13 protein-coding genes and 1 pseudogene are annotated in these 13,974 nt (G+C 62.0%); 12 read left to right on the forward strand and 2 right to left on the reverse strand.

Going from position 1 to position 13,974, the window contains the following annotated elements; all coding sequences use genetic code 11:
* Positions 1–105: 105 nt before the first annotated feature.
* A pseudogene (locus AC0L2C_RS26310) lies at positions 106–276 on the reverse strand (Flp family type IVb pilin); the annotation flags it as partial.
* A 366-nt stretch (positions 277–642) separates the two neighbouring features.
* Here AC0L2C_RS26310 and AC0L2C_RS26315 point away from each other — a divergent pair.
* The 12 genes from AC0L2C_RS26315 (at position 643) to AC0L2C_RS26370 (ending at position 12,801) form a co-directional block, all read left to right on the forward strand.
* On the forward strand, positions 643–1,065 hold the full coding sequence (locus tag AC0L2C_RS26315; protein ID WP_287306574.1) for a pilus assembly protein N-terminal domain-containing protein: 423 nt from the start codon (positions 643–645) through the stop codon (positions 1,063–1,065).
* Positions 1,066–1,217: 152 nt separating this feature from the next.
* The gene (locus tag AC0L2C_RS26320) at positions 1,218–1,775 is read left to right on the forward strand and encodes a TadE/TadG family type IV pilus assembly protein (RefSeq protein ID WP_128169869.1); all 558 of its coding nucleotides are present in this window, start codon (positions 1,218–1,220) and stop codon (positions 1,773–1,775) included.
* 55 nt (positions 1,776–1,830) lie between these two features.
* Positions 1,831–2,430 (forward strand): TadE/TadG family type IV pilus assembly protein, encoded by a 600-nt coding sequence (locus AC0L2C_RS26325; RefSeq protein WP_128178175.1) that lies wholly within the window; start codon positions 1,831–1,833, stop codon positions 2,428–2,430.
* A gap of 234 nt (positions 2,431–2,664) precedes the next feature.
* A complete protein-coding gene (locus tag AC0L2C_RS26330; protein ID WP_473524797.1) occupies positions 2,665–3,903 on the forward strand; it encodes a phosphopentomutase in 1,239 nt (412 codons plus the stop codon).
* A complete protein-coding gene (mutM, locus tag AC0L2C_RS26335; protein WP_473524798.1) occupies positions 3,896–4,804 on the forward strand; it encodes a bifunctional DNA-formamidopyrimidine glycosylase/DNA-(apurinic or apyrimidinic site) lyase in 909 nt (302 codons plus the stop codon). The genes AC0L2C_RS26330 and mutM overlap by 8 nt, the downstream gene beginning before the upstream one ends.
* Before the next feature lie 81 nt (positions 4,805–4,885).
* Entirely contained in the window at positions 4,886–5,659 is a 774-nt protein-coding gene (locus AC0L2C_RS26340) for an enoyl-CoA hydratase (RefSeq protein WP_287067251.1), read from the forward strand.
* A gap of 204 nt (positions 5,660–5,863) precedes the next feature.
* On the forward strand, positions 5,864–6,130 hold the full coding sequence (rpsT, locus tag AC0L2C_RS26345) for a 30S ribosomal protein S20 (protein ID WP_023802137.1): 267 nt from the start codon (positions 5,864–5,866) through the stop codon (positions 6,128–6,130).
* A gap of 935 nt (positions 6,131–7,065) precedes the next feature.
* The gene (dnaA, locus tag AC0L2C_RS26350) at positions 7,066–8,538 is read left to right on the forward strand and encodes a chromosomal replication initiator protein DnaA (protein WP_287067253.1); all 1,473 of its coding nucleotides are present in this window, start codon (positions 7,066–7,068) and stop codon (positions 8,536–8,538) included.
* A 323-nt stretch (positions 8,539–8,861) separates the two neighbouring features.
* Positions 8,862–9,980 (forward strand): DNA polymerase III subunit beta, encoded by a 1,119-nt coding sequence (dnaN, locus tag AC0L2C_RS26355; RefSeq protein ID WP_023802134.1) that lies wholly within the window; start codon positions 8,862–8,864, stop codon positions 9,978–9,980.
* Positions 9,981–10,110: 130 nt separating this feature from the next.
* Entirely contained in the window at positions 10,111–11,265 is a 1,155-nt protein-coding gene (gene recF, locus AC0L2C_RS26360) for a DNA replication/repair protein RecF (protein WP_473524799.1), read from the forward strand.
* A gap of 294 nt (positions 11,266–11,559) precedes the next feature.
* Complete coding sequence (locus AC0L2C_RS26365) at positions 11,560–12,315, forward strand: molybdopterin-synthase adenylyltransferase MoeB (protein ID WP_473524800.1); 756 nt, start codon at positions 11,560–11,562, stop codon at positions 12,313–12,315.
* A gap of 3 nt (positions 12,316–12,318) precedes the next feature.
* Positions 12,319–12,801, forward strand: coding sequence for a GNAT family N-acetyltransferase (locus AC0L2C_RS26370; RefSeq protein WP_473524801.1), 483 nt, complete (start codon positions 12,319–12,321; stop codon positions 12,799–12,801).
* A 28-nt stretch (positions 12,802–12,829) separates the two neighbouring features.
* Here the strand turns inward: AC0L2C_RS26370 and AC0L2C_RS26375 are convergent, their stop codons facing one another.
* Complete coding sequence (locus AC0L2C_RS26375; RefSeq protein WP_023802130.1) at positions 12,830–13,831, reverse strand: 2-hydroxyacid dehydrogenase; 1,002 nt, start codon at positions 13,829–13,831, stop codon at positions 12,830–12,832.
* Positions 13,832–13,974: the final 143 nt, after the last annotated feature.

A 13,974-nucleotide genomic window follows, 5' to 3' on the forward strand; every position in this document is an offset into this window, starting at 1 on the left:
TTAATGATCCGCCCCCCACCGTTATATACATTTTTCGCTTGGGGGGCCGCGACTTTTTTTTATAACACCCTGGGCGGGGGCGGGGGCAGGGGCCGGGGCAGCGCCACCGGCGCCTTCGAGCGTATCGGCAATATCGCTGAATTTCTCGTCCAGCGCGGTGCCGAGCTGGCCGGCGCCGACCATGATGGCGAGCGCGATGAGAGCGGCGATCAGACCGTATTCGATGGCGGTCGCGCCGGATTCGTCCTTCACAAAACGTGCAATGAGATTAGACATTCGAGAGCTCCTACTCCAGGTGTTACAGCAATTCCGTCAACTTCTCTGTTGGCTGATCGGATACTGCCAATCTATCGAGAAGCTCTTTCGATCGACTTAATAAACAGCCTTACCGATTCCTTTCCGGCTTCGATGACATTGCGTGGTTAACCGTAGACTAAGCGGCGCCTATGGACCCGACAGGCGCAGCAGGCTGCGAAAGGGGCAATTTAGCGACCTGAGAAAGGGGCGGGCCGCTCCTGGCGATCCCAGCTCCAGGCGATCAAAGGGCCGAGCCCGACATCATCACGGCTCCCCTCCCTTAACCCTTGCTTCACCAATCTCGTTCATGTTCCGTTGAGCAAATTGCCGCCGTGGAGCGCTTCAATGAACGGGCCGAGATCGTCCTTTCCGATTGCCGCGCTGCTTGCCGCCACGGCTCTTATCGTGCCGGCCAAGGCCGGCGCCGGCATCGAGGTCACCATGAACCAGGCGAAGATCGTCAAATTGTCGCGCGCTGCCGATACGATCGTCGTCGGCAATCCGGCGATCGCCGACGCCTCGGTGCAGGATGCTTCGACGATCGTGCTGACGGGCAAGGGCTTCGGCGTCACCAATCTCGTCGTCCTCGATCAGGAGGGCCGTCCGATCGTTGACGAGCAGATCACCGTCGTGCGACAGGACGCGTCCTCGGTGCGCATCTATCGACGCGCCGAAATACAGACCATGTCGTGCACGCCGTATTGCGAAAGCTCATATAAAAGCGAGGCGGAGAAGACCTCGGAAGCCGAGATGAGCGCCGGCCAGTAAGCGACCCGACCGTTTCGTCTCGCTGAAAAAGCCGCTTCGGTTATCGGCCTGTTAAAACCTCCCCTTCGAATTTAACGATCATCAAAACCGCACTTCAATGGGTTTGCGCTAATGTTGCCCGACACCCCCTAAGGGATCGGCAGGCACGGGACATGAGCAAAGCAGGACGATCAAGCCTTTCAGCGCGCTTCCTTGGCGACCGGCGCGGCAGCACCGCTTTGGAGTTCGCGATGCTTGCGGTGCCATTTGCGCTCCTCGTCTTTGCCATACTGGAGAGCTGCATTTCATTTGCCGGGCAAGAGGTGATGGCCAATATCACCGACGATGTCGCGCGCCAGCTGCGAACGGGCCAGGTAAGGCAGGCAAACGTAACCGAGGCGACGCTGAAGTCCATGATCTGCAGCCGGCTGGAGATCATGGTCGCCAAGGACTGCCCGGGATTGGAAGTGGATCTGCGCGCGTATCCGAGCTTCGCCGCTGCGGCCCAGGCGGGCTTCAATATCCAAGACGGCGAAATCGCGTTGACCGGTATAACCCCCTCGACTTTTACGGTATCCCCGGGCTTGGCTGAATCGATAAACATGCTGCGGGTTTTTTACAAATGGCCCGTCATGACCGATTTCATGGCCAAGTCGATGGCCAATCTGAAAGACGGCAACACGCTGCATTTCGCATCGATGACCTGGAAGAACGAGCCGTTCGACGACTGAAAATGCAAACCGCTGCGTGGGAAAAGGACGATAGCATGGGGCGTGCGGGGCACATATGAGGACCGCTGGGATATGCGCGAAAGCCATACGGTTCTGCCGTGATCGCCGCGGTGTCGCGGCGGTTGAGTTTGCCTTCATCGTGCCCGTCCTGCTGATGATGTACTTCTTGACCATGGAAGCCTCGCAAGCCATCGAGACCAACAAGAAGGTCAGTCGCATCGGCAGCATGGTGGCGGATCTCGTCACCCAGCAGCAGACCGTCACGCCGGCCGAACTCGATGCGATCATGCAGATCGGCAACTCCACCCTTCAGCCGTACAACCGATCGACCCCGGAAATCACCATCACCGCAATAGAGGTCACGAACGAGCCGACGCCGCGGGTGCTGGTCGCTTGGTCACGCAAGATGGTCGGCGATGCCTTCAGCGCCGGCGCCGCCAAAAACTCCGTCACCACGGTTGCACCGCAGCTCGAGGTCAAGGGCACGTTTCTCGTTCGCGTCGAAAGCAATCTGGCATACGAGCCGATCATCACCTGGTCGGCGGATAGTGAAAAGCGGCTTGGCTTCAGTTCGGCTTTCAACTCGATATCGATGGGCGAAACTTATTATCTCAGGCCCCGCAGGAGCCCGACGATTACCTGCGACACCTGCTGAACGACGGCGCCCGATCGCCATTGCTATCGGCCTGACACCAGGCGCACGATAGCCGCGGATGCCTTGCATGTCGCATGTGAGTTCCCTCTCGTTTTCGTCGATCCACGCCGATGCCGGCGACAATTCTACCATCGCGCCCGGATGTGCACACAGCCGTCTGGTTCCGAATTGCCAATGGCGGCGCGGCCGCCTATGTCTGGGCTGACAGACAAACGATAATAATGAATCCCTGCAATGGCGCGCGCCTTCCTTTTTGTTCTCGATTCCTTCGGCATCGGCGGCGCGGCCGACGCCGAGCGCTATGGCGACACCGGTTCCAACACGTTCGGACACATCGCTCGAGCCTGCGCGGAAGGCCGGGCGGATCGCGAGGGGCTGCGCAAAGGCCCGCTTTTCGTGCCCAACATGCTCTCGCTCGGCCTGGCGCACGCGGCGAAAACCGCGACAGGATTCTGCTTCGACAGCGGCGGCAAGGCCCTGCTTGCATCCGCCTTCCACGGCGCGGCGCAGGAGATTTCCAGCGGCAAGGACACGCCGTCAGGCCATTGGGAAATCGCCGCCTTGCCGGTCCGCTTCGACTGGGGCTATTTCCCGGACACGGTTCCCGCCTTTCCAGCCGAGCTGACCGAAGCGATCATTCGCGAAGGAGAGGTGCCGGGCATTCTCGGCAATTGCCATGCTCCGGGCACCGAGATCATCGAGCGGTACGGCGAGGAACATGTCCGCACCGGCAAGCCGATCTGCTACACTTCGGTCGACTCCGTCCTGCAGATCGCCGCGCATGAAGTTCACTTCGGCCTGGAGCGGCTCTACGAATTCTGCAAGGTGGTGCGCAGGCTGGTCGATCCGCTGAACATCGGACGGGTGATCGCGCGGCCTTTCATTGGCGAAACCGCCGCCAGCTTCGAACGGACGCACAACCGCCGGGACTATTCGGTGCCGCCTCCCGAACCGACCCTGCTCGACCGGCTGACGGCGCGCGGCAGCCGGGTCATCGCGGTCGGCAAGATCGGCGACATCTTCGCCCATCGCGGCATTTCGGAAGTGCGCAAGGCCGCCGGCAACATGGCGATGTTCGACAAAGCACTCGGCGCGATGGACGACGCGGGCGACGGCGATCTCGTCTTCGCCAATTTCGTCGATTTCGACACCGAGTTCGGCCATCGGCGCGACGTTGCCGGCTATGCCGCCGCGCTCGAGGCCTTCGACCGGCGGCTGCCGGAGGCGCTTGCACGGCTGAGGGCAGGCGACCTTCTCATCCTCACGGCCGACCATGGCAACGACCCGACCTGGCACGGCACCGATCATACGCGCGAACGCATTCCGGTGATCGGCATCGGACCAGGGTTTGGCGGCGACATCGGAATGAGAACGACATTCGCCGACATCGGTGAAACCGTCGCCGAGCATCTTGGATCGGCACGCGGCCGTCACGGCACCTCCTTCTATGCAGCGATAGGCGGCCATGCCTGAGTTGCCTGAGGTCGAAACGGTGCGGCGGGGCCTGCAGCCGGTTCTGGAAGGCGCCCGCATCGCCCGCGTCGAGGCGCGCCGGCCCGACCTGCGCTTTCCATTTCCCGAGAATTTTTTGGAGAGGCTGACCGGCAAGACGATTACGGCGCTCGGCCGCCGGGCCAAATACCTGACGATGCACCTGGAAGGCGGTCCGGTGCTGATCTGCCATCTCGGCATGTCGGGCTCGTTCCGCATCGAGACCTCCGATGGCAGCGAACTACCCGACAGCAGCGACATGCTGGGCGCGTTTTATCATGAGCGCCCGAAGAGAGCAGTGCACGACCATGTCGTCTTCCATATCGTCTCCCCCCAAGGCGCCCGGTCCCGGGTGACCTTCAACGATCCGCGCCGTTTCGGCTTCATGCTGTTTTCCGAAGGAGCGCCTGACACGCATCCGATGCTGGCGGGGCTTGGCGTCGAGCCGACAGGCAATGCGTTGGACGGCGAACTGCTCGCCTCGCTGCTGAAAGGCCGGAAGTCGCCGCTAAAGGCAGCACTTCTCGATCAGCGGCTGATCGCCGGGCTCGGCAATATCTATGTGTCGGAGGCGCTGTGGCGCGCCGGCCTGTCGCCGTTGCGCGAGGCAGGCACCATCGCAAAGCCTGGAAAGAAGGCCAAACAGCAGCGCGACGCCCTGGCCGAAGCAATCCGCGCGGTGATCGCCGATGCGATCGCCGCCGGCGGATCGTCGCTGCGCGACTATGTGCAGACCGACGGGTCTCTGGGCTATTTCCAGCATTCGTTCGCCGTCTATGATCGCGAGGGCGAGGCCTGCCCCAAGCACGGCTGCGGCGGCCATATAGAGCGCATCGTGCAAAGAGGGCGTTCCACCTTCTATTGCCGGAGCTGTCAGTTGTGACTTAGGTGGGGGTGTAAGCCAGGTGCCGGGTGTGAGTTGGACGCCTGATGCAAGGAGATGACCGAGTGAGGAGATACAGTCATGGCCTATGAAACGATTATCGTCGAAACCCGCGGCAAGGTTGGGCTGATCACGCTGAACCGGCCGAAGGCGCTCAATGCGCTGAACTCGCAGGTCCTGGCGGACGTGGTCGCGGCCGTGAACGGCTTCTGCGCGAATGCCGACATCGGCGCGATGGTCATCACCGGCTCCGAAAAAGCCTTCGCGGCAGGTGCCGACATCAAGGAAATGCGGGCGATCTCCTTTGTCGACGCCTATGTGCAGGATTTCTTTATCGGCTGGGAAGAGCTCACCCGGGTGCGCAAGCCTGTCATCGCGGCGGTGGCCGGCTATGCGCTCGGCGGCGGCTGCGAACTGGCGATGATGTGCGATTTCATCATCGCCGCCGACAACGCCAGGTTCGGCCAGCCCGAGATCACGCTCGGCGTCATGCCGGGCATGGGCGGATCGCAGCGCCTGACCCGTTTCGTCGGCAAGTCGAAGGCGATGGACATGTGCCTGACCGGACGGATGATGGATGCGGCGGAAGCCGAGCGTTGCGGCCTGGTGTCGCGTGTCGTGCCCGCCGGCGAGCTGCTCGAGGAGGCGTTGAACGCGGCGGCCAAGATAGCCGATTTTTCGCTGCCGTCGGTGATGATGGCGAAAGAGGCCGTCAACCGCGCCTATGAAACGACACTGGCCGAGGGGCTGCGGTTCGAGCGCCGGCTGTTTCACTCACTGTTTGCGCTCGATGACCAGAAGGAAGGCATGGCGGCCTTTGTCGAGAAGCGGAAGCCAAATTTCTCGAACCGGTAGCCAAATTTCTCGAACTGGTAGATGGCGACGACATCAGCCGGGAGCGAGCGACAGCAGCGGCCCAAAAAGAAGGCGAAGCAGCGTTGACGCGCCGGAAAAGCTGAACTATAAGCCGCACCAACCGAGGCGGCCCTGTGGCTGCCCGTTTGTTTTTTGCGCCTTGCGGCATCCCGCATGCGCCCACCAGATCAGAAGAGAGGCATCATGGCCAATACCTCCTCGGCCAAAAAGGCAACGCGCAAGATCGCCCGCCGCACGGCGATCAACAAGAACCGCCGCTCGCGCGTGCGGACCTACATCCGCCAGGTCGAAGAGGCGCTCGCCTCGGGCGACAAGGCGGCCGCGCAGGCTGCTTTCAAGGTGGCTGAGCCGGAATTGATGCGCGCCGCGAGCAAGGGCGTGGTGCACAAGAATACGGCATCCCGCAAGGTGTCGCGCCTGGCCCAGCGCCTCAAGGTGTTGTCGGCCTAACCCGGATATCCGGGCTGATATATCTTTACTAAACTTGTCCTTTTCAGACCCGGCCGCTCGTGCCGGGTTTTTTCGTTTGCCGGCAAGTACTTAAAAAGAAAGCCCGCAAGCAACACCCCGCACGATTTCGAAGTTCGAATTGCTTTGCCGGCATATACATGCCGGCTGACAGGCGCAGGCGCTGAAAGCGTTCACGGCGAAAATATCAACTGTCGAAAATCACTTTTATTTTTCAAACGGTTGCGGACGGTCATCCACAGCTTGTTCACATCGGGTGCGAGGGATGGGGGACAATTGCCTGTCAAGAAAATTATTTGATAAAATTTCGCGCGACGCGGCCTTTTTCACATTCGCCGGAAAAGGGTTTGAATCACAATGGGTTTGTCAAAATAAGCCAGTGCAACGCAGGCTCCGAACCCGTTTGCGCTAACCACATTCCTTAAAAATCCGTTAGTCGTGGCCTTGCCCTATCCACAGCGATTTCGCTAAGGTCTGTCTATCGAGAGGGACGGGCCGTTGGCCCTTAACCCAGCCTGAATCGGCCAGCAAAAAAGTGGCAGAATTCATGACGCGGATCATCTCCGCGTACGGGTTTGGTTTGCCTTTTCGATACGGTAGGGGAATGGCGTAATTGTACATGGCAGATCAATGACGCGCCGGCGTTTCGCCGGGCGGAATTGTATTGCCCTGACATGACCAAAGCGGGCTGGCTCCGAGGAGCCGGCGCCGGTTCCCTGACAATGAGGCGACATCAGCTGCCGGCGGCGGCGGTGGTGTCGCTGCGAGGACACGGTCGCCGGAAACATGGATGCAGGAGGCGCATTCCCGGCGGAAAAAGGTACAAAAGGACAAGGAACTCGATCATGCAGAGCGGCATCGAAAGGGAGCTTACGGGCGACCTCCCATTCCCTGGGACCTTAACCGGAGGGGACGCCATGTCGGCTTCCATCGACGCGGAACAAAAGTTCGACCGGGTCAAGGCCCATTTGAAGGCGCGTCTGGGAACCGAAGTCTATTCGAGCTGGTTCGGGCGCATGAAGGTCGCCGAGGCGTCCCGGGGCATTGTCCGCATCTCGGTGCCCACCGCCTTCCTGCGCTCGTGGATCAACGGCCACTACCTCGACCTCATCGCCGAGCTGTGGAAACACGAGGATCCTGAAATCCTCAAGATCGAGATCGTCGTGCGCACCGCTACCCGCCCGGGGCGCAACGGCGTCGAGCCCGAAGTGGCCCCGGCGCGCAAGATGACCAGGCAAGCGCAAACGGCGCTGGCCGCGGGAACAGCGGCCCCCGGCAGGGTGGAGCGGGTACCGGCACCTCGCCCGGGAATGCCTGCCGAGACCGAGTTCCGGCACAATGTGCTCGGTTCGCCGCTTGACCCGCGCTACACGTTCGGCTCCTTCATCGAAGGACCGTCGAACCGGGTGGCCTTCGCCGCCGCCAAGGCGGTGGCGGAATCGCAGTCGAGCGCGGTGCGCTTCAATCCGCTGTTTCTGCACGCGACGGTGGGGCTGGGCAAGACGCACCTGCTGCAGGCGATCGCGGCGGAATCGCTGAAGCAGAATCCGAAGTCGCGCGTCGTCTATCTCACGGCCGAATATTTCATGTGGCGGTTTGCCACCGCGATCCGCGACAACAACGCGCTGACGCTGAAGGAACAGTTGCGCGACATCGACCTCCTCATCATCGACGACATGCAGTTCCTGCAGGGCAAGTCGATCCAGCATGAATTCTGCCATCTGATCAACATGCTGCTCGACAGCGCCAAGCAGGTGGTGGTCGCCGCCGACCGGCCGCCGTCGGAACTGGAATCACTGGAGCCCCGCGTCCGCTCGCGCCTCAACGGCGGCGTCGCGCTCGAAATGTCGGCGCCGGATTTCGCCATGCGGATCGGCATGCTCAAGCTGCGCCTTGCCACCGCCAAGGCCGACGATCAATCGCTCGACATCTCGGAGGAGATCCTCAACCATGTCGCCCGCACGGTGACCGGCAGCGGGCGTGAACTCGAAGGTGCGTTCAACCAGCTTCTGTTCCGCCAGTCGTTCGAACCGCAGATCACCATCGACCGCATCGATGAGATCCTCGGCCACATCTATCGTTCGGGCGAGCCGAAGCGGGTGCGCATCGAGGACATCCAGCGCATCGTCGCGCGCCACTACAATGTGTCGAAGACGGAACTTCTGTCCAACCGGCGCACCCGCACCATCGTCAAGCCGCGGCAGGTCGCCATGTACCTGTCGAAGGTGATGACACCGCGCTCCTTGCCGGAGATCGGGCGGCGTTTCGGTGGCCGCGACCACACGACGGTGCTGCACGCCGTGCGCAAGATCGAAGATCTTTCAGGCGTCGACAACACGCTGGCGCAGGAGCTCGAATTGCTGAGAAGACTGATCAACGACCAGGCCTGACCGGCCCGAAAAAACAAAAGCGTGTCGCGTCTGGATGACTGCAACGCGCTTGAAATCTCTGTCTTTATGCACGTCGTTGCCGCAAAGCCCATGCACACTCTCGGGCCTGATCCGAGGGCATGCTTTTGGGCGACAGGCATGGCTTGCGGGCTTCGCCGGTTTTATCCCAAGAAAGCCCGCGTAACCGGCCCGAACCGTCAGCACGGGCTTGCGTTCACGGGTTTTTTCCTGTCAGTTTGTGCAGATTCTGAGCCTGTTCAGACCTTTCGCGGGTTGCCGCTTGCCGGAGACCCGCTCATTCATTCAAGCGAGCCTGTTTCGTCATGCGTGTTATCCTGGAACGGTCAAATCTCCTGAAGTCGCTCAACCACGTTCATCGCGTGGTCGAACGGCGCAACACCATACCGATCCTGTCGAACGTGCTGCTGAGCGCCGAAGGCGCCACCCTTGAAATGAAGGCGACCGACCTCGACCTGGAGGTGACCGAAGCCACGCCCGCCAAGGTCGAGCGCGGCGGCGCGACGACGGTCCCGGCGCACCTGCTCTACGACATCGTGCGCAAGCTCGCCGACGGCGCGGAGGTCATGCTGAAGACCGACGAGGACGGCAACGCCATGACGGTGACCTCGGGCCGCTCGAGCTTCCGCCTGCAGTGCCTGCCGCAATCCGATTTCCCGGAGCTTTCGGCCGGATCGTTCTCGCATATCTTCCGGCTCGATTCGGTCGCGCTCAAGGGCCTGATCGAGAAGACCCAATTCGCCATCTCCACCGAAGAGACGCGCTACTACCTGAACGGCATCTACCTGCACACGCATGACGCCGACGGCAAGCTGAAGCTGCGCTCGGTAGCGACCGACGGCCATCGGCTGGCGCGCGCCGAGATCGACGCGCCGGCAGGATCGGAAGGCATGCCGGGCATCATCATTCCGCGCAAGACGGTGAGCGAATTGCAAAAGCTCGTCGACGACCCTGATATCGCGGTGACCACCGAATTGTCCGACACCAAGATCCGTTTCACCATCGGCAGCGTCGTTTTGACCTCGAAGCTGATCGACGGCACCTTCCCGGACTATCAGCGGGTGATCCCGACCGGCAACGACAAGAAGCTGATCATCGACCGCCAGAGTTTCGCCGCCGCCGTCGACCGCGTCTCGACCATTTCGTCCGAACGCGGCCGGGCGGTGAAGCTTTCGATTGGAGAAGGCCAGGTCACGCTTGCAGTCAACAATCCGGATTCGGGCAGCGCCACCGAAGAACTGGCCGCGGATTATTCGTCCGACGCGATCGAAATCGGCTTCAACGCCAAATATCTGCTCGACGTCGCCGCCCAGTTGACCGGCACCGAGGCAAAATTCATGCTGGCGGATGCCGGCTCGCCAACGCTGATCCACGACATGGCCGACGAAACCACCCTCTACGTGCTGATGCCGATGCGGGTCTGATGCATGTCGCGCAAAAGTGTGCCGCGGTTTTGCGATAACGACATGGATAAAAACAACAAACCTAAAGCGCGTCGCATGAGGCCGGTCAAACGCGGCGCGCTTTAGGCCCGAACGAGGCCATCTTGCTGTCATGACCGGAGTTGCGAAGCAGCCTGAGCGCGATCAGCAGACTCGTATAAGTAAGCTTTCGCTTACCAATTTCCGCAATTACACAACACTTTCGATCGATCTCGATCCCGGCCCGGTGGTTTTTTCCGGTGACAATGGTGCCGGCAAAACCAATCTGCTGGAGGCGATTTCCCTGTTGACGCCGGGGCGCGGCCTGCGCCGTGCGCCTTATGCCGACGTGGCGCGCGACGGCGGCGAGGGCGGCTTTGCCATTCATGCCCGGCTCGATGGGCCGGTCGGCCCGGTCGAGATCGGCACCGGCATCGCGGGCGGCGACGCCGCCGAAGGCGGCCGGCGGGTGCGGATCAACGGCGCGGCGGCGCGCTCGGCGGAGGACATGCTGGAATGGTTGCGCGTCGTCTGGCTGACACCGGCGATGGATGCATTGTTCACCGGGCCGGCCGCAGATCGGCGGCGCTTTCTCGACCGGCAGGTGCTGGCGATCGATCCGGGCCACGGCCAGCGCGCGCTCGACTACGAAAAAGCGATGCGCGGCCGCAATCGACTGCTCGCCGAAGGCTCGCGCGATGGCGCCTGGTTCGATGCGATCGAGACGCAAATGGCCGAAACCGGTGTGGCGATTGCCGCGGCGCGTGGCGAACTGGTGCGCCTGCTCACCGCCATGATCGACAGGCTGCCAAGCTCCGGTCCATTTCCGCAAGCCGACATCGGCCTGTCCGGCGCGCTGGAAAGCGAGGTCACAACCAGCGCGGCTGTCGATGTCGAGGAGCGGTTCCGCCGCGCGCTTGCCGAAGCTCGCGATCGCGACCGCGCCGCCGGGCGCACGCTCGACGGCCCGCACCGGTCGGACCTCGTGGTGCGGCACCGGCCCAAGGCGATGCCGGCCGAACTCTGTTCGACGGGCGAGCAGAAGGCGCTGCTGGTCGGCATGGTCCTGTCGCACGCCCGGCTGACCGGCGAGATGTCTGGCATGACGCCGATCCTGCTGCTCGACGAAATCGCCGCCCATCTCGACGCGGGCCGACGCGCCGCGCTGTTCTCGATCCTCGAAGAGCTGAATTGCCAAGCTTTCATGACCGGGACCGATGCGGCGCTGTTTTCCAGTCTCGACGGACGCGCGCAGTTTTTGACCGTCGATCATGGCACGGTTCGGTGAAGGGTGAAGGGTGAAGGGTGAAGGGTGAAGGGTGAAGGGTGAATGGTAAATGGTAAATGGTAAATGGTGGTGAGAGCGCCATTATTTCACTATTCACTAATCACTAATCACTACTGAGTGGTCGCTATTCACTATTCACTATTCACTATTCACTATTCACTATTCACTATTCACTATTCACTATTCACTATTCACTATTCAACCGCTGCGCACCCCGATGGGCAAGCCGATGGCAGGCTTTGGCAACGTGCATTACCGCCTGACAAGGTTTTTCTCCCGCTATATGGTCCGGCGATGATCACCACCGCGCTCACCGACGAAGAACTCGAACGCTACGCCCGCCACATCGTGCTGCCCGAGATCGGTGGCGCCGGCCAGCAGCGACTGAAGCGGGCTCGGGTCCTGGTCGTCGGCGCCGGCGGGCTGGGAGCGCCGGTGCTTGAATATCTTGCCGCAGCCGGCGTCGGCACGCTCGGCATCGTCGACGACGACAGCGTCTCGCTGTCGAACCTGCAAAGGCAGGTGATCCACGGCACCGGCGCTGTCGGCATGGCGAAGACCGACAGTGCCAAGGCGGCGATCGCCCGCATCAACCCCAACGTCGCCGTGGAACTACACAATCTCAGGCTGACGGCGGACAACGCCCCTGCCCTAGTCGCCCGATATGACATCGTCGTCGACGGCTCCGACAATTTCGAAACCCGTTATGCGGTGGCCGACGCCTGCGCCGCGGAAAAGCGGCCGCTGGTCCATGCCGCCGTCGGCCGCTTCGACGGCTCGGTGACCGTGCTGAAACCGTTCGAGACCGGCACCGACGGCAGCCCGAATCCGAGTTATCGCGATCTTTTCCCGGAACCACCGCCGGCCGGCTTGGTGCCATCCTGCGCCGTGGCCGGCGTGCTCGGCGTGCTGACCGGCGTCGTCGGCACGCTGCAGGCCATGGAGGCGATCAAGCTGATCGCCGGCATCGGCGAGCCGCTGGTCGGCCGGCTGCTGCTTTACGATGCGTTGGCCGCGCGCTTCGACACGATCCGCTACAAGAGCAGCTAGATTTTGGGCAGCCTGGTTTCCGTCGCGCAGCTTCCGGCCGATTTCGAGCGTTGGGACGAGGTGCTGGCGCTGATCATGCGCGCCTTCGCTGCCATGGACGGCGTCATCGATCCGCCATCGTCGGCGCATCGGCTTACGGTCGAGGATCTCCGCGACAAGGCCCGGCAGGAGACGGGCTTTGCGGCGCTGAACGACGGCAGGATTGTCGGCTGCGTTTTTGTCCTCGAGCGGGCCAACGATTTCTATGTCGGAAAGCTCGCGGTCGAACCGGACTTTCAGGGACAAGGCATTGCCAGGCGGCTGATGCAAGCTGTCGAGGACCTTGCCCGCGACCGCGGCAAGCCTGCGATCGAGCTTCAGACGCGGATCGAATTGACCGGGAATCACGTGGCCTTTGCCCGCCTTGGCTTTCGCGAAACGAAACGGACGGCGCACAGTGGCTATGACCGACCGACCTCGATCACCATGCGCAAGGTGCTTTTGTAAGTATACGCTAATTTAAGATGGCAGCCGGTCACGTCCGCAGCGGCAGTACGCGATCCGGCGGCCGATGGCCATCGAAAAAGGCGCGGATGTTGATGATCACCTTCTCGCCCATGTCGATCCGGCCTTCGAGCGTCGCCGACCCCATATGCGGCAACAGCACGACCTTGCCCTTGGCGGCGAGCTTCAGCAATTTGCTGTTCAGCGCCGGCTCATGCTCGTAGACGTCGAGCCCGGCGCCGGCGATCTTGCCGTCCTGGATCAGCTTGACCAGAGAGTCCTCGTCGATGATGTCGCCGCGCGCCGTGTTGACGATGTAAGCGGACGGTTGCAGAAGCGCCAGCCGCCGCGCCGAAAGCAGATGGAAGGTCGCCGGCGTCGACGGACAATTGACCGAAATGATGTCCATGCGGGCAAGCATCTGGTCGAGGCTTTCCCAATAGGTCGCCTCCAGCTCATCCTCGACCGCGGCAAGCACGCGATGGCGGTTGTGATAGTGGATCGACAGGCCAAACGCCTTGGCCCGCCGGGCGACGGCGGTGCCGATGCGGCCCATGCCGACAATGCCGAGGCGTTTGCCCCAGATACGCCGGCCGAGCATCCAGGTCGGCGACCAGCCGGCCCATTTCTTGTCGCCGGTCAGCACATTGGCGCCTTCCGCCAGCCGCCGCGGCACCGCCAGCATCAGCGCCATGGTCATGTCGGCGGTATCTTCGGTCAGCACGTTCGGCGTGTTGGTGACGGTAATGCCCTTCTTCGCTGCTGCTGACACGTCGATCTTGTCGACGCCGTTGCCGAAATTGGCGATCAGCTTGAGATTGTCGCCGGCCTGAGCGATCAGCGCCGCGTCGATTTGATCGGTTATGGTCGGCACCAGCACGTCGGCTTCCTTGACCGCCGCGACCAGTTCCGGCTGCGTCATCGGCCGGTCTTCGACATTCAGCCGGGCGTCGAACAGCTCACGCATGCGGGTCTCGACCGGGTCGGGCAGCTTGCGCGTGATGACGACGAGGGGCCTTTTTCTGCCTACCATTGTTTCCTCGAACCCGACCTCGTTGAGACCTCTTTAACCAAGACAGGCGAAACTGCAGGCCGGTCGCGGTGCCAGTTCTCCATGTAACAAGAGGTTCCGCCGAAGACAAAGAAAAAGGGGCGCCAGGGCCGATGAGCCGGCGC

This window comes from Mesorhizobium sp. WSM4845 (genome assembly GCF_055811455.1).